Source organism: Parendozoicomonas haliclonae (assembly GCF_900174585.1).
Classification (GTDB): domain Bacteria; phylum Pseudomonadota; class Gammaproteobacteria; order Pseudomonadales; family Endozoicomonadaceae; genus Sansalvadorimonas; species Sansalvadorimonas haliclonae.
This window is the reverse complement of the sequence record NZ_FWPT01000003.1, coordinates 502,556-524,835: the sequence shown is the minus strand read 5'-3', so window position 1 is coordinate 524,835 and position 22,280 is coordinate 502,556. Positions and strand designations below refer to the sequence as shown.

Genomic DNA, 22,280 nt, shown 5'->3' with positions numbered 1-22,280 from the left:
ATCACCTGCGGAGCTCCGGCGGTGATGTTTGTGCAGCTCCAGACAATCAAACAGAGTTACATTTTCCAGATGTCCTGGCAGTAATCGCTGATGGAACGGTCAGAGGAGAACTTACCCATAGAGGCGCAGTTAATAATCGCCTTCTTCCACCAGAGTGCCGGATTCTTCCAGGTCTCATCGATCTTCTTATGGGCCTCGGCATAGGCGGCAAAGTCGGCCAGGGTCAGGAAGTAATCCCCCTGATCCAGCAATGCCTTAACCAGTGGCTGGAAGGAGCCAGGCTGTTCCGGACAGAGGTCATCGGAGGCCAGCCAGTCGATCACGCTGCGCAGCTCTTCATTGGCTTTGTAAACGTCACGGGGGTAATACCCTTTATGACGAAGCTCAGCCACTTCATCCACGGTCAGACCGAAGATAAAGATATTGTCTTCACCCACCTCCTCGGCGATCTCCACGTTGGCACCATCCAGAGTGCCGACGGTCAGCGCGCCATTCAGGGCCAGCTTCATATTGCCGGTGCCTGAGGCTTCAAAGCCCGCTGTAGAAATCTGCTCGGACACATCCGCTGCCGGAATAATCTTCTCGGCCAGGCTGACACGGTAGTTCGGCAGGAAAACAACTTTCAGCTTGTCCTTGATGCGGGGATCGTTATTGATGCGCTCACCCAGCATGTTGATGGCATGAATAATTGTTTTCGCCAGCTTGTATCCCGGTGCGGCCTTGGCGCCGAAAATAAACACCTTCTGCGGAACGTCCAGCTCAGGATTAGACAGCAGGCGACGGTACAATGCCATGATATGAAGCAGGTTTAGCTGCTGACGTTTGTACTCATGCAGACGTTTGATCTGAATGTCGAAGAGTGCGTCAGCTGAAACCTTAACGCCACACTCTTCTTCAATAATTTTCGCCAGCACTTCCTTGTTTTCATGCTTGATGTCGGCAAAGGCTTTCTGGAAGGCCGGGTCATCAGCATAGGCATGCAGTTGGTCGAGTTGGCTCAGCTCCTTACGCCATTCGGTGCCGATGGTGCTGTCGATCAACTCTGCCAGTTTCGGGTTGCAGTAGGCCAGCCAGCGGCGAGGCGTCACCCCGTTGGTGACATTGACAATCTTGTCCGGCCACAGAGTGTTAAAGCCCGGGAACAGGTTCTTCTTCACCAGCTGGGAGTGCAGGGCGGCAACACCGTTCACCTTATGGCTGCCAATCACTGACAAGAAGGCCATACGGATCATCGGTTCCTGATCGTGACTTTCCGGCTCCTGAACAATAGAAAGACGACGCTTCATCATGTTGTCCCCCGGCCACTTGTTCTCGACCTCTTTGGTCAGGAAGTGGTGGTTGATCATATGGATGATCTGCAGGTGACGTGGCAGAACCCGGTTAATCAGACTCTGTGGCCAGCGCTCAAGGGCTTCCGGCAGCAGGGTGTGGTTGGTATAGGCAAAGACCTTACGACACAGAGCCAGAGCATCTTCAAAGATGAAGTCATGCTCATCCATCAGGATGCGCATCAGCTCTGGAATGGCGATAGCCGGATGGGTGTCGTTCAGCTGAATGGCAACCTTGTCCGCGAAGCTGGCCCAGCCATCTTTATTCTCACGATTATGGCGATCGATAATATCCGCCAGTGAACAGGCGACAAAGAAGTACTGCTGAATCAGGCGCAGCTCTTTACCCTTCTCGTGCTCATCATTCGGGTAGAGCACCTGGCTGATGCTCTCAGCCTTGATTTCGCTCTTGCTGGCGGAGAGATACTGGCCCTTATCAAAGTTGGACAGGTCAAAGCCTTCCTCGGCACGGCTTTCCCACAGGCGCAGAGTGTTGACGGTATTGGACTCATAGCCGGTCACCGGCATATCCCATGGGATACCGGCCAGATTTTCAGTGTTTTCCCAGACCGCTTTGCCATCAACGTTGTTCACTTCACCGTACAGACGGATCAGGATTTTGCGCTTGATGCGGCACTTGCCCCAGCTGTTGCTGTCTTCACGCCACTGGTCTGGCTTCTCAATCTGCTGGCCGTGCTTGAAGGACTGACGGAACAGACCGAAACGGTAGTTGATGCCGTAACCAATAGCCGGTTTGTCCAGAGTGGCCAGGGAGTCCATAAAGCAGGCGGCAAGGCGTCCCAGACCGCCATTGCCCAGAGCCGGGTCAACTTCCTGCTCCAGAACGTCTGCCAGATTGACACCAAACTTGCGCAGAGCATCTTCAGCCTGGCTGTAGATATCCATGTTCTGCAGGTTGTTACCCAGGGTGCGGCCGATCAGGAACTCCAAGGAAAGGTAATAAACACGACGGGCTTTGGCTTTTCTCTCTTGCTGACGGGTGGCACGGATACGGTCCATACCCAGATCCCGCACTGTCAGGTTCAGGGCTTCCCAGTAATCCTTGGCGGTTGCTTCTGACTCGGTGATGCCCAGGGAGCGGGTCAGATGTTTGAGGATATTGTTGGATAGTTGGTCCGCGCTGATCTTGGTCGGTTTTAATTCGCTCACTATCTCTGATCTCTATTCAGAAAATACAGTACTCGTGATGACTGCAGGCGGTAGGTCAGGAGAGAAACGCCAATACCATCACGAACCGTGGAATGTGATTGCATTATTCTTCGGAAGTTTTCGGCTGAGAAGGGGGACTGGCCGTGTAAACGATTACACCAGCAAAATGGCCCGCGATCGTTAAAATGCTCCACATCCAGTTGCTTTTATTCGGGAACTCTCCATGAACGGCCCCTTGTCACAAACTTTTCCTGCGATCAGCCCCATTGTTTATGGATGTATGGGCCTGGGCGGTGGTTGGGATCATGCTCCCGTCACCCGAGATCACGTATTGCAGGCACATGCGGTTGTGGATGCTGCTCTAAACGACAGTATCACATTATTTGATCATGCCGATATCTATACACTAGGCAAGGCAGAACAAGTTTTTGGGCAGGTTTTGCAAGAGCGTCCGGGCTTGCGTGAACAGTTAATCCTGCAGAGTAAATGCGGCATCCGGTTTGCCGATGGGCACGGTCCAAAGCGTTATGACTTTTCCCGAGAGTGGATTCTGACCAGTGTGGAAAACTCTCTGAAACGTTTACAGACCGACTACCTAGATATTTTGCTGCTGCATCGCCCGGATCCTCTGATGGAACCGGATGAGGTAGCTGCAGCCTTTGAGGTGTTGCGCTCCCGTGGCATGGTAAGGCACTTCGGAGTCTCCAATATGGATCAGCATCAGATTGCTCTTTTGCAGGCGAGTCTTGATCAGCCTTTGGTCGTCAACCAGATGGAAATGAGCCTGACCAAATTGGACTGGTTGAATAACGGTGTGCAGGTAAATACCGGACAGCAGGAGGGTAACCACTTTGCCAGTGGGCTGTTGGAGTATTGCCGTAGCAACCATGTGCAGCTGCAGGCCTGGGGATGTTTGAGTCAGGGCGTATTCACAGGCCGTAGCCTTGATGGTCAGCCAGAGGCGGTTCAGCATACAGCACGATTGGTGTCGTCCATGGCTGAAGAGTTATCCGTGGCTCCGGAGGCGATTGTTCTGGCCTGGTTGATGCGTCACCCAGCGGGGATTCAACCGGTGATCGGTACTACCAGCCCGGAGCGTATTCAGGCCTGTGCTCAGGCAACCCGGGTTCAGCTGAGCCGTGAACAGTGGTATCAACTCTATGTCACGGCTCGTGGTACTGAGTTGCCTTGATTCAAGGCGATTGCACTTATTTGCCGATGGCGCGTATCTGATAATGACCTTCGGATACCGCCACGACTTCACCGTCTCCATCCAGCAGCTCTCCTTTCAGGAAGAAGTCAGCCTTACCTTCTCTGGCGGCTTCTTCCGAGACTTTGGCAATCTCTTCCGCAGAAAGACGGGTTTCAAAGGTGATATCGCCTTTAGCCAGCTTTACAAACTTCACTGACATATTTTTCAGCAGAGGAAAGAAACGCCCCTGTTCAAAGCTGGACAGACACATAATGCCACCGGGTATTTCCGCCAGGGTGAACATGGCACCGGCATACATGGTACCGATATGGTTTTCATTCCCCTGCTCCGGCATCAGGCACTTCACATAACCGGACTCGGCATGAACCAGCTGAAGACCGGTGCGTTTTACAAAGGCTATTTTTTCTTCTGCAAATGGCTTCAGCATTTCTGTCAGCATGGTGATGTCCTGTAGTTGGGTAACGTTTACAGCATAACCACAACCCTGTGTCCGGATCATTTACCGGGATGACCAAAATGATTGGCCTGCCGGAACATTACAGCATTCAGATACAAAAATGCCCGCAGGTGCGGGCATTGGACAGACAACACAAATGTCAGACAGAAGGCGTTAGCATAATCGTGGCCAGAGGTGGCAGAGATACCACCAGACTCTGCTGTTCACCGTGCAGTTCTTCAGGGTGCGTTTCCAGCTGTGGATTGATGATGTTGCTGCCACTATAGGCTGCGGCATCCGTATTGAGAATTTCCTGCCACTGGCCGGCCCATGGCGCTCCGATATGGTAATTATGGCGTACGGCGGGAGTCATATTACTGATCACCAGAACCGGACGGCCTTCTTTATCCATACGACAGAATGCCAACACGCTCTGGTCGTGATCATCCAGGATCATCCATTTAAAGCCCTGACGGTCATATTCCAGCTCATAGAGAGCCGGGTGGCTCTGATAAATACCATTCAGATCTTTGACCAGCGTCTGGATACCGGCGTTCAATGGATTATTCAGCAGTTCCCAATCCAGCGGTTGCGCCAGGTTCCACTCCTTATGAGTGCCAAGCTCGGCGCCCATAAACAGCAGCTTCTTGCCTGGATGGCCGAACATAAAACCCAGATAAGCCCGCAGGTTGGCAAACCGTTGCCAGTCATCACCCGGCATACGGGTGAGTAGCGTACCCTTGCCATGTACTACTTCATCGTGGGACAGAGGCAGAATGAAATCTTCGTTGTAGGCGTACACCATGCTGAAAGTGATTTCATTGTGGTGATACTTGCGATGCACTGGGTCGTGCTTCATATAAGCCAAAGAGTCATGCATCCAGCCCATGTTCCACTTGTAGTCAAAGCCGAGGCCCTGATGGTTAACCGGACGGGAAACACCTGGCCAGCTGGTGGACTCTTCGGCAATGGTCATACAGCCCGGGAAGTGATGATGCACTTCTGTGTTGAGTCGCTTCAGCAGCTCAACGGCTTCGAGGTGTTCATTGCCCCCATGAACGTTGGGAGCCCATTCGCCATATTTGCGGGAATAATCCAGATACAACATGGAGGCCACGGCATCGACCCGCAGACCGTCCACATGGAATTCATCCAGCCAGAACAGCGCACTGCTGATCAGGAAATCCTGCACCCATGGTGAGCCATAGTTATACACCCAAGACTTCCAGTCCGGATGCCAGCCGCGGCGGGTATCTTCATATTCGTAAATCGCTGTGCCATCGAAACGATACAAACCGTGGTCGTCGGCCGGGAAGTGAGCCGGAACCCAGTCCACAATCACCCCAATATTGTTCTTATGACACTGGTCGACCAGATATTTAAAGTCATCCGGTGAACCGTAGCGGCTGGTTGGCGCGAACAGTCCAACAGGCTGGTAGCCCCAGGATTCAAACAGCGGATGCTCCGAGACCGGCAGCAGTTCAATATGGGTAAAGCCAAGCTCTTTGATGTAGGGAATCAGCGTGTCGGCCAGATCCCGATAGCCCAGATACTCACCCTGGTCGTTTTTCTTCCAGGAGCCCGCATGCAGTTCATAAACGGACATGGGTTTCTGTTTATTGGTTTCCCGGCTGGCCAGCCAGTCACTGTCGGACCAGACAAAGGAACTGTCGGCCTGCACAATAGACGCCAGCCCTGGCCACTGTTCATGCTTGCGACCGAACGGATCGGCCTTGGCCGGCAGCAACTTGCCCTGCTGATCATGAATCTCGAACTTATAGAGAGCATTGTTTTCAATGCCGGGTACAAACAGTCGCCAGATACCGTCATCGGAGCTGGCCATTGGGTGGCGGCGGCCATCCCAGCTGTTGAAATCCCCAATTACGCTGACGGAGCGGGCGTGGGGCGCATAGACCTTAAACAGCGTCCCTTTGACCGATACCTTGTTATTCAATGCATGTTCAAGGGGAAGGGCACCCAGATGCTGATACAGTCGGTGCGGCTCAATGTCATTCTGGCAAAGCACATATTCCCCAAACTGGTAGGGGTCAAAGTACTCGTAGGCGTGTCCGCTCTTGTCGATCACTTTCAGAGAGTAATTGAAAGGCTTTTTTCTGCGCGGCATCGCCAGCTCAAACATACCGTCGGCAACGGCCTTCAACATCCCGAGGGATTTGTTTTGCGGCTGGAGAATAGCTTCCACACTTTCGGCATCCGGTTGCCAGACTCGGAGAACAAGACCTTTGCCGGAGTTTGGTACATGAAGGCCAATACTGCTGAACGGGTCGGAGAGCATAACCGAGTTCAGGTTGGAGGTTGCGATGGAAACATCGGGGACGGGGCTCATGGCATTGTACCGTACGAAAGAATCGTTAATCCGTGGTTTGCGTTATGGGAAGCGTAAGAGCTTGAAAATCACAGTCTTATATTCTGTTTACTGCGCCGGATAAAAGGGTTTTGTCGGGAAAACGTTTACACCTTCAGCGCTGTTACCCGGCAGAGACAGAACTCTCTACCGGGTAACGGATGAGTTACTTTTCCAGGGCTCGATCAAGAGCCATCCGGTAAACCCCGAGATAGTCTTCCGTTGACTGTTCCCAGCTAAACGACTCTTGCATGGCATTGGTAACCAATACCTTCATAACGTCCGGCTGGTGGAAGATGGCAAGACTTTCCTGCAGGCACTGGTTAAGAACCTGACTGTCGGGTGCATCAAAGACAAAACCGGTTGCTTCTGAAGGTGTCTCTTGGTGGCTGTAACCCCGAACCGTATCCACCAGACCACCGACCGCACGAACAATCGGCAGGGTGCCGTATTTCATGCTGTACATCTGGTTCAGGCCACAGGGTTCAAACAGGGACGGCATCAGGAAAAAGTCAGCCCCAGCTTCAATCTGATGAGCCAGACTGTTGTCATAGGCTTCCACAAACCGGCATTTATCCGGGAAGGCTTCTGCCAGACGGCGTAACTCTGCGGCCAGCTCCGGATCGCCAGAAGCCTGCAGAACCACCTGAACATCCTGCTGCAGAAACTGCCGTAGAGCCGGTATCAGATAAGCAAAGCCTTTCTGTTCGGTTAAACGGCTCACCAGCCCATACAGAGGAATATCTGCCCGGGCGGCCAGACCAGCTCGCTCCTGCAGGAAACTTTTACAGATCTGTTTTCCTGTCAGGTTATCCAGTGAGTAATTGGCTGGCAGCAGCGGATCGGTTTCAGGATTCCATTCCTGATAGTCACACCCGTTGAGTATGCCGTGAAAATCATCCGCACGCCGACGTATGGTCTGTACCAGCCCATGAGAGCCAAGTTCCGTCTGTAACTCCTCGGCATAATGTGGGCTGACCGTGGTGATCTTATCGGCAAACAGAATCCCGCCTTTGAGCAGGTTAATACGACCATGGTCTTCAAAATGCTCCGAAGTAAACCAGTGCGGCTCAATACCGAGCAGTGGCAACAGGCTGCTATCGGTATGTTGTTGGTAGGCACCATTATGAATGGTCAGTACGGAACGGGTTTGCCGGAAGAACGGATTATGTTGTTCATGGGTTTTCAGATAGAACGGCAACAGTGCGGAAGGCCAGTCGTGTCCATGGATGATATCAGGCTGGAAGCCAAGAACCTGGCAGGCCTGCAGAGCGGCCAGACAAAAGAACGCAAAGCGCTCGGTGTTGTCCGCGAAACCTTCACCATAACTGGTGTAGAGATCCTCACGGTCAAAGTAGTGATGGTGTTCAATCAGGTAAACCGGTACACCGTTGAAGCACCCCTGCCGAATAGCAAATCCGCGGGGGCTGCCATTCATCAACACCTCGCCAACCCCCACAACCTCTGTAGGCAGGATATTCAAGGCCTTGCGGTAAGCTGGCATGATCACACGTACATCATGCCCTTTGTTACGCATCCATGGTCCAAGGGCGGCCGCCACATCAGCGAGTCCGCCGGTTTTTACAATTCCTGCCAGTTCAGACACCGCAAACAGAATTTTCAGATCAGAAGCCAACCCTGGCACCTCGCGGGATAACAATCAGACCAGTGTCAGAAACATGATAAAGCTTGCGGTCTTCTTCCGGGTTCACACCAATCTTTGTTCCCGGGGCAATTTCGGCACGTTTATCCACAATCACCCGGTTCAGCACTACCCCGGCGCCGATCTTGCTGTTGGGCAAAATAATGGAATCGACGATCTGGGAATCCTTCCCGACCTGAATGTTGTAGCCGAGGATGCTGTGGTCAATCACACAGTCTTGAATTTCACAGCCGATACCGATCATGGAGTTATTGATCTGGCCGTTGCGCGCGCCCTTTTTGTACGACAGCTTGGCTGGTGGGAAGGGAGGAATGTAGGTGTTGATTGGCCATTCCAGATTGTTCAGGGCAACGGTCGGCTCATCGGAGAGCAGATCCATATTGGCTTCCCAATAGGATTCCAGTGTTCCCACATCACGCCAGTAATTACTGTTGGAAACTCCGGGTACGGTGTTGTCGGAAAAGTCATAAACTATCACTTTGGCGCGCGGGAAGAGATTCGGAATGATGTTTTTGCCAAAGTCATGGTCTGACTCTTCATTGGCATGGTCATCCTCAAGCTCCCTAATCAGGCATTCGCGGGCAAAAATATAATTACCCATGGAGGCCAGAACATAATCCGGCCGGCCAGGAATGGTTTTCACTTCACCTTTCGGCTTCTCGACAAAACCGGTCATACGATGATGTTCATCAATTTCGATAATACCGAAGTGATGAGCCTGTTCTTTGGGAACCGGAATGGCCGCGACTGTCAGATCTGCATTGTGCTGTTCGTGATAATTGAGCATATCCCGGACATTCATGGTGTAGATATGATCACCGCCAAAGATACAGACCAGATCCGGGTTGTCGGATTCGATCTGGTTCAGGTTCTGGTAAATCGCATCAGCTGTGCCCCGATACCAGTGGTTACCGGTATTCATCTGGGCGGGCAGGGTGTCGATAAATTTGTCGGCCAACCCGGCAATACGCCAGCAGCGCTGCAGGTGTTTATTCAGGGAGTGGGATTTGAATTGGGTGAGGAGGTAGATCTTGTGCAGATCGGAATTCACAAAATTGCTGAGCACAAAGTCAATAATGCGATATTGCCCCCCAAAGGGGACTGCCGGTTTAGCGCGCTTGCCGGTCAGAGGAGACAGGCGAGTTCCTTCGCCCCCCGCAAGAATCATAGACAACACTGAAGCCATCATTAGTCCCTGATGTAGTGATATCGATAGTTGGGCTTTCGGTATTTTTGTTGTGCAGCGCCTGATGGGTGACTTCTACAGGCGAGCCAATGCAGCGAATCGCTACTCGGGTAGGTATTCTTATCTTTCGTTTTTTCTGGAAATAGTCAGTAGATTCCGCATCTGATGATTTTGGTGATACGGGTCACACGATAGGCTTTTTAGTCTGGGAATGCTCTGGAAATAAAAGGCAAAGAGCCAGCAAAGAAAAACCGGTGCCCTGAGGCACCGGTCCACACACACTCAAAGGACTAGAGTCTTACCACCAGGCTTCCATTTGAACGCCGTAGGTGAAGCCGCTGGTTTCGTCGACAAAGGCTTCGCCACCAATTTTGCCTTTGGAATCTTCGTTCCAGTCAGCATAGGTAACGAATGCACGGATCTGAGGACGTGCCCAGTAGCTGCGACCTGCAGACCACTGCTGAGCAAAGGTAACCTTGGACAGCTTGGAATCCTTGTCGCCATCAATAGCGTTGGATACACGATCATGGCCGAGTTCAATTGCGGAACTCATAGTATCGTTCCAGAAGTAAACCGGGCGTACACCCATGGTTATCCAGGTTTGGTCTTTCTTGTTAGCCGCATCGAAGGACATCTTGTTGAAGCCAGCTACGTACTGCATTTCAACATTGTCACCCAGAGCGACAACACCGTGGTCCATAACACGCAGGAACTTGTCGCCATCTAGGTTAGTTTCATCAACCTTGCTGAAGCCCTGACCATTAGTACCCATACCGGAAGCGGTCATGGCATCGGTAGCGTACTGAACAACAAACTTGTTAAAGCCACCAAAGAAGTTGTTCTGGGTATGTTCAACGGTCAGCATGTAACCGTCTTTGTCCATATCGTCAGCATCAACAGCAAAGGCTTTGGCTTCATCTACATATTTGCCATTTTCGACAACCAATTTGCCTTTATCTGGACCAGTTGTATGAACTTTATACTGGTGATAGAAGCCATCCAGGTTTTTAACAGCATTGCCGCGGGCATAATCCAGACCCAGAGTCAGGGAGCCATTTTCGCTGACTTCGATATTTTCCAGACGGATGTCCAGAATGTTCTGGTCAAGTTTGTACTGCTTGGCATCACGCTTGTTGATGGCGTCATTTGCTGTCTCGTAGTAATCCAGCTCAGCACCATTCTTGACCCACGCCACGCTCAAATCAGCGAAGCCCATATCAATACCTTCGATACCGGCACCTGGGCCAGACATGTTCCAGTAGTAGAAGTCGATCAGGTGAATATCGTGACGCTTGTAGAAGCGCTTACCGGCCCACAGGGTAGCTTCCGGTGCAAAAGGCAGAACGCCTTTGGCTTTTACGTTAAATTCACGGAATGCCGGGTCAGTACCTTCCCAGTCATTGGCCTGGTCTACGCTGAACGCCATATTGCTGTCCAGATAGAAAGAGACGCCGTCCTTGTTGTACAGCTCGGAGCCCAGCTTGATTTCGCCATAGGTCTCGGTTTCGTTACCCAGACGATATTTGGAACCAGATCCCACCGCCTGGAAAGCTTCCTGGTCACCGCCTTCGGAAGAGGCGCCAACACCGGAACGAACATAGCCATGGAAATCAACAGTGGCAGCAGAAGCGGCTGCGGAGAAAACGATTGCTGAGATTGCACCGGCCAGAGGCAGGATACGCATGGTCTTGGACAAGGTGAAATTCCTTTATGTCAGTGTTGTGTAGTTGCCCAGCCGGCTTTTGTATTCTCTATGCGTTTGCAGCACCAATCACAATCCATAAACAAACGCAGAATTTGTCAGCAGGCCATGTAACGTGGCGGAAGGGATTTTTTGATCGAACCCAAACAAAATCAATCTGAAAAGGTTTTTAGAGGGTGTGCTTAATTTTTTGCGTAAAAACATACATAAACATTGATATAAACCGTTGTTTTTCTGTGGGAAAAGATTAAATGTGTGCGTGAGTCTTTATCCCGGTTTTTGTGTGCCGAACGTCACCCCTCAAGTCGTCCTTACAAGTACCATGTCCAAACGGAAAAGTGCCGGCCAGTCGACCATCCTCCAGGTCGCTGCACAGGCAGGACTGTCGATTGCTACAGTCAGTCGCGTGCTGAATGGTGGAAAATATGTTGCTGAAAGCACCCGTGAAAAAGTGCTGCAGGCGGCTGCCGAATTGAATTACCAGCCCAACTATATGGCCCGACAGCTCCATGGTATGGATGACTTTGTTGTCGCTGTGATATTGGGTATGGATCTTGGAACCATCTCACCCTTTGCGCTCAAGGTTTATGAGGTTCTGAAAGGAGAACTGCAGAAGCAGGGCTACCGGGTCAAGCGTGCCCAGTTCAGCCCGGATGGCGAGCTGCTGACCGCAGCCCGTGCCTATGTTGGGATCGGCCTGCATTACAGTGATGCACGCTATCAGGAAGTGATGAGTCAGGAAGAACCGTTTGTCGCTATTGGTGATGTGCAGAAAGATGGCTACTGGGTGGCCTCCAATGATCATCAGGGCGGCTACCTCTCAACCCGTCACCTGCTGGATAACGGCTGTCGTACCATTTATTACGTGTGCCTGCACAGTGATCATGAAGTTTCTGCTCTGCGTTACCAGGGTTACCGTGAAGCTATGCACGACGCTGGTCTTATTCCATCAGAAGCCATTGAAATTGTGACGGATACCGGGCTTCCAGCCTTGGACAGTTACCGTCGTATTCGTGGTCTGTTGGAGTCTGGTCTGCGTCCGGATGCATTCGTTGCCTTCTCGGATATTGTCGCCGCCGGTATCTCCATGGCATTGGCCGACACGGGGCGTAAAGTCCCTGAGGATGTGCAGGTGGTTGGCTACGATGGCATTGATGATGATCGCTACCACTCCCTGACCACGATTCGTCAGGATATAGAAGGGATTGCTGCCCAGGCGACAGCCCTGGTTATGGATGCCATTAAAAAAGAAGCTCCGAGAGGGAGTTATCTTGATGTCATCCTTCGTCCCGGTCAGACCACCCGCCTGATTTGTTGATTAATTACCGCTATCTGAGAGGGCGTTTTCCATTAGAAGACGCCCATTATTTGACCTAGGTCATTCTACGATTTGATGCCTGTAAAACCCCTTATTCTGTAAACGTTTTACTATTTTTTTCAGGCAACTGTTAACGGATTATACGCCGGCAATTTCTGGTGAATGGAACTTGAGCGTGCGCTGTTCAAGGCGGGGTATCGACGCCTTGAACAGCAGTTTTGGACAGAACTGAACATTCGCCGGATCTCATCTACCAATAGCAATGTCTTACCCCTCTCCGCAGTGGGTTACATGGAGCCAAAATGATTAAAAAAGCAGTTGCTGCTGCCGTAGCTTCAGCTCTGGCGCTTTCCCTGGGTGCGAATTCTGCTTTCGCTTTCTCCGACGACGAGATCACTATCTGGATTGGTGGTGACAAGGCCTACAACGGTATGGAAGTTGTTGGTAAGCGTTTTGAAGAAGAAATGGGCATCAAGGTTAAGGTTGAAATCCCTGAGAACCTGACCGACAAGTTCCAGCAAGCTGCTGCAACTGGTAAAGGCCCTGACATTGTTATGTGGGCACACGACCGCTTTGGTGAGTGGGCACAATCCGGCCTGCTGGCTCCGGTTGTTCCATCCGACGCGACCAAGAATGCCATTGAAGCCAAAGGCTGGCAGGCGACTTCCGCCAACGGCAATATCTATGGCTACCCGGTTGCCATGGAAGCGATCAGCCTGATCTACAACAAAGACATTATCAAGACGGCTCCGGCTTCCTACGAAGAGATGTTTGATCTCAAGAAAGAACTGGAAAAGAAAAACATCACCACCCTGATGTTTGACCAGGTTCAGCCTTACTTCACCATGCCAATGCTGGCTTCCAACGGCGGTTACGTCTTTAAGGAAACCCCGGCTGGTTACGACGTGAAAGATGTGGGTGTAAACAGCGAAGGTGCCCGTAAAGGTGCCGGTATGCTGGCCAAGATCATTGAAGGCGGTGTGATGCCTCGCGGCGTGGATTACGGCGTGATGGAATCCAGCTTCAACAAGGGCGAAACCGCCATGATGATCTCCGGCCCATGGGCCTGGGCCAACCTGGAGAAGAGTGGCATTAACTACGGTGTGGCACCGCTGCCTTCTATCGATGGTTCCCGCTCCCGCGCATTCGTTGGTGTTTGGGCTGCTGCCGTGAACAACGCTTCCCCGAACAAGGAAGTGGTTAAGGAGTTTATCGAGAACTACCTGCTGAGCCAGGAAGGTCTGGAAACCCTGAACAAGGACAAGCCGCTGGGTGCTGTTGCGCACAAGGAATACATGAAGCAGCTGTCTGCTGATGCGCGTATTGCTGCGACTTACGACAACGTAATGAACGGCCTGCTGATGCCAAACGTGCCTGAAATGGGCAAGTTCTGGTCCTCCATGCAGTCTGCCCTGACCAACATCACTACTGGTCAGGAGTCTGTTGACGCCGCTCTGGATAACGCCGCCAAGATTATCCGTAACTAAACAGACCCGAAAAAGAACATGCCTGCATTCGCAGGCATGTTCGCCCCAGACTGCCCCTCCCGGAGAGATACCATGACCACACCTGCCGATGCTAAAGGATTGCTGTCCGGCAATGGGCTGAAGTGGGCGCTTGTTGCTCTGATTGACACTGCCCTTCTTTATATTATCGCCGGCATGTATGCCCAGGGCGAAATCCTGTTTGCCCTGACCCTGCTGGTTCTTACCGGACTGGGTACCTGGATTTTTACCAGCCAGAAGGCTTACAGCTACCGGTATGTCTATCCCTGCCTGCTGGGGATTATCCTGTTTATTATTTTTCCGCTGCTGTACACATTTAACATCGCCTTCACCAACTATGGCTCTGCCAACATCCTGACCCTCGAACGGGTTAAGGAAATCCATCTTGAGCAGCAGGTCAGAGATAGCGAAGTTGCCTTTGGTCTGGCTTTGTACCAGAACGATGACAACTATCAGCTGGTGCTGACCGACAAGAGTAATAAACAGGCTATTTATACGACATCGTCTTTTGTTCCTGCGGAACAGGCGACAGAAGTTTCTGCTACTGCCGGCAATGCCGCTGCTGGCAAAAAGCTCTCCATGCGGGATGTGATCAAACAGCGTTCCGCGCTGGGCATGGTCACCGTGACCATGGATGACGGCAGCCGTCTGGTGATGACCTCTCTGCGCGAGTTCGGTGTGATGACGCCGCTATACCGCGAAGGTGACGATCATACTCTGATCAATAACCAGACTGGCGAGATTATTCGTCCGGATATGACCACTGGCTTTTATGTTAATGAAGCGGGTGAACAGCTGCCCCCAGGCTTCTCTGTGTATGTTGGCATGGAGAACTTTGAACGTCTGATTGAAGACGATGGTATTCGTCAGCCGTTTATCAAGATCTTTATCTGGACTCTGGTATTTGCCGGCCTGACGGTTGCCTTTACCGCAGCCATTGGTTTGTTGCTGGCGACGCTGGTGCAGTGGGAACCGCTGCGTGAGCGGGGTGTTTACCGGGTGCTGCTGATTTTGCCTTACGCAGTGCCTGCTTTTATCTCGATCCTGATCTTCAAAGGTCTGTTCAACCAGAACTTCGGTGAGATCAATATGATCCTTGAAGGTCTGTTCGGTATCCGTCCTGAGTGGTTTACCGATCCGTTCCTGGCCAAGGCCATGATCCTGATCGTCAACACCTGGCTGGGTTACCCGTACATGATGATTATTTGCATGGGCCTGCTGAAAGCGATTCCGGATGATCTGTATGAAGCATCGGCTATTGATGGTGCCAGCCCGATCCACAACCTGCTGTACATCACTCTGCCTAATCTGGTGAAACCGTTAACGCCGATTCTGATCGCCAGCTTCGCCTTCAACTTCAACAACTTTGTACTGATCAATCTGTTGACCGACGGTGGTCCGATGATGTCCGGCACCTCAACGCTGGCCGGTAACACCGATATTCTGGTGAGTTTTACCTTCCGTACCGCCTTTATTGCCGGTCAGGACTTTGGTCTGGCATCTGCGATTGCCACGCTGATCTTCCTGATTGTCGGTTTCATCTCCTGGGTCAATCTCCGGGCCACCCGTAATCTGCAGGAGCACTAATCATGGCCATGGTTCAACCGCGTAATTTGAAATACCGGGTCTGGGCAGCGCGTCTGTGCATGATCCTGCTGCTTTGCCTGGTAATGTTTCCGTTCCTGATGATTGTTTCGGTATCTTTCCGTTCCGGTAACTTTGCTACCGGCAGCCTGATTCCGGAGAACCCGAGTCTGGAACACTGGGCGCTGGTGCTGGGTATTCCCTGGGAAGCTGCGGACGGCACTATTATGCAGCCGACTTTCCCGGTGCTGACCTGGCTGTGGAACTCCATCAAGGTGAGCCTGATTACTTCAGCGCTGATTCTGGCATTGTCCACTACTGGTGCTTACGCCTTTGCCCGTCTGCGCTTCCGCTTCAAGGATCACCTGCTGACCATGATGATGATTCTGCAGATGTTCCCGGCGGTACTGGCGCTGGTGGCCTTCCATGCCTTTTTCAACAAGCTGGGTAACTTTATTCCCTGGCTGGGCCTGAACACTCATGCGGCACTGATCGTCTCTTATCTGGGCGGTATCACCATGAATATCTGGCTGATCAAAGGTTATTTCCAGAGCATTGATAATGCCTTGGAAGAGTCCGCCGCCATTGATGGTGCCACGCCCTGGCAGGCTTTCCGTTACATCCTGCTGCCACTGTCGGTACCGATTCTGGCTGTGGTCTTCATTCTTGCGTTCATCACCACCATTGGTGAGTATCCGATTGCATCCGTACTCCTGCAAGGCGCTGATCAGCTGACGCTGGCAGTGGGTGCCAAACAATTCCTGTATGCCCAGAACTATCTGTGGGGTGATTTCGCGGCGGCTGCGGTACTGACCGGTCTGCCTATCACCATCATCTTTCTGGTGGCGCAGCGTTATCTGGTCAGTGGTCTCACGGCCGGCGGCGTAAAAGGTTAATCAAGGTTTTAGGGACAGAAACATGGCTGAAGTAAAGCTGACCAAACTGAACAAAAGCTACGACGGTGGCAAAACATTTGTTCTGAAGAATATTGACCTGCTGATCAAAGATGGCGAATTCACTGCCTTTGTTGGCCCGTCCGGTTGTGGTAAATCCACTCTGCTGCGGATGATCTGTGGTCTGGAAGAGATCAGCTCCGGTGATCTGGAACTGGAAGGCACCCGGGTGAATGATATGCCACCTAACGAGCGTCGGGTGGGTATGGTGTTCCAGTCGTATGCTCTCTATCCCCATATGACTGTGCGGGAGAATATGGCCTTCGGTCTGAAGCTGGCCAAGATGAGCAAGGATGAGATTAACCAGCGTGTGGAAGAAGCAGCCCGTTCCCTGCAGCTGACCCATCTGCTGGATCGCAAGCCCAAGGCCATGTCCGGTGGTCAGCGTCAGCGGGTAGCGATTGGTCGCTCTATTGTGCAGGAGCCACGTCTGTTCCTGTTCGACGAACCACTCTCCAACCTGGACGTTGCCCTGCGGGTACAGATGCGTCAGGAGCTGGCTCGTCTGCATAACCGTCTGCAGACGACTTCTATTTATGTGACCCACGATCAGGTGGAAGCCATGACTCTGGCTGACCGTATCGTAGTGCTCAGCCCGCTGGCGGAAGGTGCTGAAACCAACCTGGAGCAGGTCGGTGCACCGCTGGAGCTTTACCACAACCCTTGCAACCTGTTTGTTGCCAGCTTTATTGGCTCGCCCAAGATGAACTTCTTCAGCGCTTCACTTCTGGAAACCGGTGAAGAGCAGAGCCGGGTGAAGCTGGACTGTGGCACCGAGCTGACTGTCTTTAATAACACCAGCTCGGCCAAGGTCGGTGACAAGGTCACGTTGGGGATTCGTCCGCAGGATGTGCTCAATCACGAAGAAGAGTGCGGCGCAGGAAACTGCATCACCGGCACGATTGAAACCATCGAACGTCTGGGTAATGAGTCGTTTATCTATCTGAAGCATCCGGATATTCAGGAAGCCTTTATTGTTCGGGTAGAAGACTCCCGCCGTCGTGAGCCGGAATCCGCATTCCGTGTGGGTGTGCCGGCCGAGAACTGCCATCTGTTTAATGAGGCGGGCCAGGCTTACCCGCGGACCCGCTCTCCACGCTTTGACTGATTCTGTGTTGCAGGCTCCCGCCGGTCGTGGCTTCCGGCGCGGACGCCTTTTTGAAGATTTCATACTTTTAAAAACGAATTGTGAATACACCAATGCTTGATCATCAACTGATTGATCGTCTGGGAGAGCTGTGCGGAATGCCGTGCTCGTACCTGGACTGGGCCGGCGAACCGGTGACCATTGAAACCGAATTCAAGGTGCCACTGCTGTCCGCCATGGGCTTTGATATGAGCAGTGATCTTACGGTTGCTGCGGCAATTAAGGCGGCTCATGCTCTGAAGTGGCAGACCTTGTTGAAGCCGGTGACTGTCGTGCATCAGCAAAAGACCCTGGCTCTCGAGCTGCGCTTCGAGAGTGCCAAACGTCCTGATGCTCTGGAGTTAACGATTACTCTGGAAAATGGCGATATCGTTACGCACCAGGCCGACCTGACGTTGGCTGCCGTGAAAGACACTGGCACGGTAGAAGGTCACGAATACATTTTGGTGGAAGTTTGTGTGCCGGAATATCTGCCGCTGGGTTACCACGCACTGACAGTTTCTGGGAAGGGTATCAGTGCCGAATCTACATTGATCGTTGCGCCTGAGGTGTGCTTTGAGCCTGAGTCCATGCGCCAGGGCAAAAAGATCTGGGGTTCCGGTGTGCAGCTTTACTCAGTACGTTCCGAACGGAACTGGGGTATGGGTGATATGACCGACCTGGGCACTCTGGCCCAGGGGTTGGGCAGCCAAGGCGCGGACTTTGTTGGCCTGAACCCGATTCATGCCCTGTATCCATCCAATCCTCTGCACTGTTCGCCTTACAGCCCTTCCAGCCGCCTGTTCGACAACATCACCTACCTGGATCCTGAGCAGGTTGCTGAGTTCGCAGAGTCTGCAGAGGCAAAGGCTATTCTTGCCAAGCCTGAAAATCAGCAGCTTCTGGCCGAGCTTCGGGCGACCGAGTTTGTTGAGTATGATCGTGTTGTCCCACTGAAGATGCAGGTGCTGGAAGCACTCTATGCAACCTTCTCTGGTCTGCATCTGGGTAAAGGCACTGCACGGGAAACGTCGTATAAGACATTCTGTGCGGAACGGGGCACTAAGTTGGATCAGTTTGCCTTGTTTGAAGCCCTGTTTGAGCACTTCCGCAAAAATGATATCAACAGCTGGGGCTGGCGCTGCTGGCCGGAAGAGTATCACTCTCCCGACAGTAAAGCCGTGCAGAGTTTTGCCAAAAAGCATCAGAAGCGTCTGGGGTTCTTTAAATATCTGCAGTGGCTGATGGACCTGCAAATGCGGGTGGCTCAGCAGCAGGCTAAAGAAGCCGGAATGCTGGTGGGTGTTTATCGGGATCTCGCTGTGGGTGTCGATAGCAATGGTGCTGATGTCTGGGCTGATCCTGATCTTTATGTACTCGATGCCAGCACTGGTGCACCGCCGGATGGTCTGGGCCCGCTGGGACAGGATTGGGGACTGCCGCCGTTTAACCCTGTGACCCTGCAGGAAAAACGCTACCAGCCGTTTATCGAAATGATCCGCAGCAATATGCGTAACTGTGGTGCCTTGCGTATCGACCACGCGATGGGGTTGTTCCGGCTGTGGTGGTGTCCGAATGGCGATGTTGAGAATAAGGGCGCCAAGTACGGCTGCTATGTTCACTATCCGCTGCAGGATCTGATCGGCATTATCAAACTGGAAAGTCAGCGTCAGCAGTGTCTGGTGTTTGGTGAAGATCTGGGTACTGTGCCGCAGGAGATTACCGACAGCCTGCCACCGGCTCGCTTCTACTCCAGTGTGATGGCTGTGTTCGAGCAGGAAGACGATCTTTATGTCATGCCGGAAGAGTTCAAGGAAAAGGCGCTGGCGGTGATTGTCTGCCACGACACACCAACCTTGCGCGGCTGGTGGGAAGAGAAGGATATCGACTATGCCTTCTCCCTTGGCTTCTTCTCGGAAGAACGAACTGCGGTAGAGCGCGACAAGCGTGAAATCAGCCGGAAGGCCGTTATCAATACTCTGGCGAAAATGGGTGAGCTGCCCCATGGCATTGATCCACATGCAGAGCACAGCCCGGCTTACAGCCGTGAGCTGATGGAACGGTTCAGCTACTATCTGGTGCTGTCACGCTCCCAGATTGCTGCGCTGCAGCTGGAAGACTGCATGATGATTGATACTCCAGTGAATATTCCTGGCACCAGCAGTGAATATCCAAACTGGAAGCGTCGTCTGACTGTGAGTCTGGAGCAGTTCTTCGAGATTGAAGAAAACCTGCGTTTCTTCCAGAACCTGAACGGTTGTCGCAAGGCCTGATCAGGATTGGGTTAGCACAAATAAACAGCCTGTAATCGTTTACAGGCTGTTTCCCGCCTTATTATCGATAGAATCATCAGACTACAAAATTTGTCACCCGGTCTGACAGTTCCATGAAACGTATTGCTCTTGCTGTTGCACTGCTCTCCCTTGTGGGATGTTCCTCGGTCTCTACCGTAACGACTCCGTCGTCTGTTTCTTCCCAGCCGGCCTTTGCTGCCACTTCATTCGGTCAATTGCCGTTTCAGAGCATTGAACTGTTTGATAAGACTGTGGAGCTGAACCAGATGGTTTCGCAGCAGGGGACTGTTCTTATGGATGGTCAGGCGACAGCGGTAGCTGGCTGGAAACTGCCGGAGTTTGGCACCTATCGAATTCGGGTAAAGAGTCAGGTCAGCCGGACAGGACTGGGCGACGATGCTTCAGCATTCTTCCCGGAAGCTTTGCTGCTGGACAACAACTTTGAAGTAGTACGCAAGATTCCGGCATCCCAGCTGAAATATATTGATCCTAACCTGATTGGCGAAGAGTACATTGCTCTGGAATATGTGATCGATAACCGGGATTCCCTCCAGCAGCCGATCGACTATCTGGTGGTGATGACATCGGCAGAAGCCAAACGCGAAAAGGTAGAAGTGGCTAATCCTCGGGTCGAGTATGCCAAGGTGCGCGGCCATGTACTTCCGGCAGAAGAGGTTATTCTGGCCGAGCCTCTGGAGCAGGGAGAGATTGCTCTGGAAGTGGAACCCTTGCTGAGTTCCTTCGTGACGTTGCAGCCGGCTGCTCAACCACAAACACCGAAATATGTGCCTACTGCTATTCCTCAGCAGGCATCCGCAGAACTGACCGTGACGCCTGTGCAGGCCAGTCAGCTTTATTTGAAACAGGTGCAGACCTATATCGCAGATAAAGATATAAAGTCAGCCATGGCTCTGCGCCAGAATGTGAAGGAGCTGAGTACCAAACTGCAGGCAGAATTTTCCCGCCTTTATGGTCAGAACACTGACGTCTTAAAGGTTCCGGCTATCAATAAAGAACAATCTGCGGAACGGTTGCTGACCGATACCTTCCAGAGTCATCTGGTCTTTATGTTGAAGCAGGAAAACCCTCAGCAGGCCTTGGCACTGATTGATCAGCTGGATAATCTGACTGGCCATATCGACGCGCTTTTCTAACCGCCAAACAATGCTTCGATGAAAGCCACTTCCCGGGAAGTGGCTTTTTTGTTTGTGTTATTGGTCTTTGGATGTGCAGTCGTAGACGGTGGCATCACTGGGGCCGATCTCAGCCCGGCAGGACAAGGTGTAATGATGAGGGCCATCATCACGCACACAGATATAGTGATAATCCTGATTATCAATCGGGTGATTGCCGGCATAGATAGCCGACAGTGGATTCAGGTTATAAATATTGCCGCCGGCTTCATCCAGCCAGTTGGACGCTTGGGTTTCTGTCAGCTCGCCTAGCAGGTTGGCCGCAGCGTCTTTATTGGCCGGGCAGGGATCTGTCGCCCAGAGTGATGTACTAAAAGCCAGCGTGAGTGTTGTGAGGGAGGAAATGAGGTACTGCTTCACCGGAGTCACCTTTGATTGGTACAAAAGTACGGTAAAAGTAGTTGCTGCATTTCAGAACAACAATTTCCGTTCAGATTCCCATCAGCAATAGAGGCCCAGTGTCTCCAGAAAGCTTAACTCGGCCAGGCGAGGATCGACCGGAACAGGGACCGCTTCATAAAAGGCCTGTCCCATCTGCATGGCAAGGTAATTGATGCGATAGAAGCCGGTGATCTGAAAGCCATCCCGACACTCCCTCACCCGGTTGTAGGCATCGTAGTCGGCAATATGAATGCTCAGGTTGGGAGTGCACTCTGGTGGGCGCAGGCCACCGTTGTCATAACCCTCGATATCATCACACTCAATCAGGTTGATATCGCCAAAGCAGCTTATTTCAAAAATTGGTTCTCCGTCGTGGGCCAGTTCCCCGGTTTCCGTGGGACCGCAGATCCCATCATCATAAGGTGTCACGATATTGATCAGCACAATGCCGGAACCTAGAACGGTATCGGAAAAAGCCTTGCGATTTTCTTCAGCAACAGACTCTTCCAGTCGTAAATCAAGTGATGCTACGGGATAAGGTTCAGGCTGGTTGGCATCGAGTAGATGCTTAACCACCAGATAACTGCTCAACGCTGAAACGGCTGCCGCAGATGTTAAAAACAGAGTAAACAGGCGGAGTTTACGCAGGATGTTTTTCATTGTTTTTGTAGGGACGTTTTATCTCTTTCACAAAATACTACCCGGATAGTCTGTTCATACAAGAGCCTTGGCAAGAGTGACATGGGTGATATGTAAGTAAAACCATAGTGCAAAATTGCCGCAGTGATAGCATGAATGGGTTGTTTGATATTTGCACAGAATCTGCAACAAGGTGGTGAGCAGTCCCTGGTTTCTGTCAATAA

The 22,280-nt window shown here is 52.0% G+C and carries 16 protein-coding genes; 8 read left to right on the top strand and 8 right to left on the bottom strand.

What is annotated here, in order from left to right:
• Positions 1 to 56: 56 nt before the first annotated feature.
• Complete coding sequence (locus EHSB41UT_RS08775; RefSeq protein ID WP_242667266.1) at positions 57 to 2,498, bottom strand: glycogen/starch/alpha-glucan phosphorylase; 2,442 nt, start codon at positions 2,496 to 2,498, stop codon at positions 57 to 59.
• Between the two features lie 223 nt (positions 2,499 to 2,721).
• Here EHSB41UT_RS08775 and EHSB41UT_RS08770 point away from each other — a divergent pair, with 223 nt between their 5' ends.
• On the top strand, positions 2,722 to 3,690 hold the full coding sequence (locus EHSB41UT_RS08770) for an aldo/keto reductase (protein WP_087108824.1): 969 nt from the start codon (positions 2,722 to 2,724) through the stop codon (positions 3,688 to 3,690).
• Between the two features lie 16 nt (positions 3,691 to 3,706).
• Here the strand turns inward: EHSB41UT_RS08770 and EHSB41UT_RS08765 are convergent, their stop codons facing one another.
• The 5 genes from EHSB41UT_RS08765 to EHSB41UT_RS08745 all read right to left on the bottom strand — a co-directional run bounded on the left by EHSB41UT_RS08765 (position 3,707) and on the right by EHSB41UT_RS08745 (position 11,057).
• Entirely contained in the window at positions 3,707 to 4,150 is a 444-nt protein-coding gene (locus EHSB41UT_RS08765) for a PaaI family thioesterase (protein WP_087108822.1), read from the bottom strand.
• 157 nt (positions 4,151 to 4,307) lie between these two features.
• Positions 4,308 to 6,494, bottom strand: a complete 2,187-nt coding sequence (gene glgB, locus EHSB41UT_RS08760; protein WP_087108820.1) for a 1,4-alpha-glucan branching protein GlgB — start codon at positions 6,492 to 6,494, stop codon at positions 4,308 to 4,310.
• 184 nt (positions 6,495 to 6,678) lie between these two features.
• On the bottom strand, positions 6,679 to 8,148 hold the full coding sequence (gene glgA / locus EHSB41UT_RS08755; protein WP_207626596.1) for a glycogen synthase GlgA: 1,470 nt from the start codon (positions 8,146 to 8,148) through the stop codon (positions 6,679 to 6,681).
• Positions 8,138 to 9,361, bottom strand: a complete 1,224-nt coding sequence (gene glgC / locus EHSB41UT_RS08750; protein ID WP_087108817.1) for a glucose-1-phosphate adenylyltransferase — start codon at positions 9,359 to 9,361, stop codon at positions 8,138 to 8,140. Before glgC ends, glgA begins: the two co-directional genes overlap by 11 nt.
• Positions 9,362 to 9,659: 298 nt before the next feature.
• Positions 9,660 to 11,057, bottom strand: coding sequence for a maltoporin (locus tag EHSB41UT_RS08745; protein WP_133060452.1), 1,398 nt, complete (start codon positions 11,055 to 11,057; stop codon positions 9,660 to 9,662).
• A gap of 328 nt (positions 11,058 to 11,385) precedes the next feature.
• Here EHSB41UT_RS08745 and EHSB41UT_RS08740 point away from each other — a divergent pair, with 328 nt between their 5' ends.
• From EHSB41UT_RS08740 to EHSB41UT_RS08710, 7 genes are all read left to right on the top strand, one after another.
• Positions 11,386 to 12,381, top strand: a complete 996-nt coding sequence (locus EHSB41UT_RS08740) for a LacI family DNA-binding transcriptional regulator (RefSeq protein WP_087108813.1) — start codon at positions 11,386 to 11,388, stop codon at positions 12,379 to 12,381.
• Positions 12,382 to 12,683: 302 nt separating this feature from the next.
• Positions 12,684 to 13,868 (top strand): maltose/maltodextrin ABC transporter substrate-binding protein MalE, encoded by a 1,185-nt coding sequence (malE, locus tag EHSB41UT_RS08735; protein WP_087108811.1) that lies wholly within the window; start codon positions 12,684 to 12,686, stop codon positions 13,866 to 13,868.
• A gap of 72 nt (positions 13,869 to 13,940) precedes the next feature.
• A complete protein-coding gene (gene malF, locus EHSB41UT_RS08730; protein WP_087108809.1) occupies positions 13,941 to 15,473 on the top strand; it encodes a maltose ABC transporter permease MalF in 1,533 nt (510 codons plus the stop codon).
• A 2-nt stretch (positions 15,474 to 15,475) separates the two neighbouring features.
• The gene (gene malG / locus EHSB41UT_RS08725) at positions 15,476 to 16,366 is read left to right on the top strand and encodes a maltose ABC transporter permease MalG (protein WP_087108808.1); all 891 of its coding nucleotides are present in this window, start codon (positions 15,476 to 15,478) and stop codon (positions 16,364 to 16,366) included.
• Between the two features lie 22 nt (positions 16,367 to 16,388).
• Positions 16,389 to 17,531, top strand: coding sequence for an ABC transporter ATP-binding protein (locus EHSB41UT_RS08720; protein WP_087108806.1), 1,143 nt, complete (start codon positions 16,389 to 16,391; stop codon positions 17,529 to 17,531).
• Between the two features lie 92 nt (positions 17,532 to 17,623).
• Positions 17,624 to 19,822 carry a 4-alpha-glucanotransferase gene (gene malQ, locus EHSB41UT_RS08715; protein ID WP_087108804.1) on the top strand — a complete coding sequence of 733 codons (2,199 nt, stop codon included), beginning with the start codon at positions 17,624 to 17,626 and terminating at the stop codon, positions 19,820 to 19,822.
• Between the two features lie 113 nt (positions 19,823 to 19,935).
• Positions 19,936 to 20,997: a MalM family protein gene (locus EHSB41UT_RS08710; protein WP_087108802.1), complete on the top strand. Its 1,062-nt coding sequence runs from the start codon at positions 19,936 to 19,938 to the stop codon at positions 20,995 to 20,997.
• Positions 20,998 to 21,054: 57 nt separating this feature from the next.
• Here EHSB41UT_RS08710 and EHSB41UT_RS08705 read toward each other — a convergent pair whose 3' ends face one another.
• Both EHSB41UT_RS08705 and EHSB41UT_RS08700 read right to left on the bottom strand, forming a co-directional pair.
• Positions 21,055 to 21,396, bottom strand: coding sequence for a hypothetical protein (locus EHSB41UT_RS08705; RefSeq protein WP_133060451.1), 342 nt, complete (start codon positions 21,394 to 21,396; stop codon positions 21,055 to 21,057).
• 81 nt (positions 21,397 to 21,477) lie between these two features.
• Positions 21,478 to 22,077 carry a hypothetical protein gene (locus EHSB41UT_RS08700; RefSeq protein ID WP_087108799.1) on the bottom strand — a complete coding sequence of 200 codons (600 nt, stop codon included), beginning with the start codon at positions 22,075 to 22,077 and terminating at the stop codon, positions 21,478 to 21,480.
• Between the last annotated feature and the right edge of the window lie 203 nt (positions 22,078 to 22,280).

Coding starts and splice junctions, on each gene's coding strand:
- EHSB41UT_RS08740 (WP_087108813.1), top strand. CDS start 11,386: ATGTCCAAACGGAAAAGTGCCGGCCAGTCGACCATCCTCCAGGTCGCT.
- EHSB41UT_RS08765 (WP_087108822.1), bottom strand. CDS start 4,150: ATGCTGACAGAAATGCTGAAGCCATTTGCAGAAGAAAAAATAGCCTTT.
- malE (WP_087108811.1), top strand. CDS start 12,684: ATGATTAAAAAAGCAGTTGCTGCTGCCGTAGCTTCAGCTCTGGCGCTT.
- malF (WP_087108809.1), top strand. CDS start 13,941: ATGACCACACCTGCCGATGCTAAAGGATTGCTGTCCGGCAATGGGCTG.
- EHSB41UT_RS08710 (WP_087108802.1), top strand. CDS start 19,936: ATGAAACGTATTGCTCTTGCTGTTGCACTGCTCTCCCTTGTGGGATGT.
- glgC (WP_087108817.1), bottom strand. CDS start 9,361: ATGGCTTCAGTGTTGTCTATGATTCTTGCGGGGGGCGAAGGAACTCGC.
- glgB (WP_087108820.1), bottom strand. CDS start 6,494: ATGAGCCCCGTCCCCGATGTTTCCATCGCAACCTCCAACCTGAACTCG.
- EHSB41UT_RS08720 (WP_087108806.1), top strand. CDS start 16,389: ATGGCTGAAGTAAAGCTGACCAAACTGAACAAAAGCTACGACGGTGGC.
- malQ (WP_087108804.1), top strand. CDS start 17,624: ATGCTTGATCATCAACTGATTGATCGTCTGGGAGAGCTGTGCGGAATG.
- EHSB41UT_RS08770 (WP_087108824.1), top strand. CDS start 2,722: ATGAACGGCCCCTTGTCACAAACTTTTCCTGCGATCAGCCCCATTGTT.
- EHSB41UT_RS08700 (WP_087108799.1), bottom strand. CDS start 22,077: ATGAAAAACATCCTGCGTAAACTCCGCCTGTTTACTCTGTTTTTAACA.
- malG (WP_087108808.1), top strand. CDS start 15,476: ATGGCCATGGTTCAACCGCGTAATTTGAAATACCGGGTCTGGGCAGCG.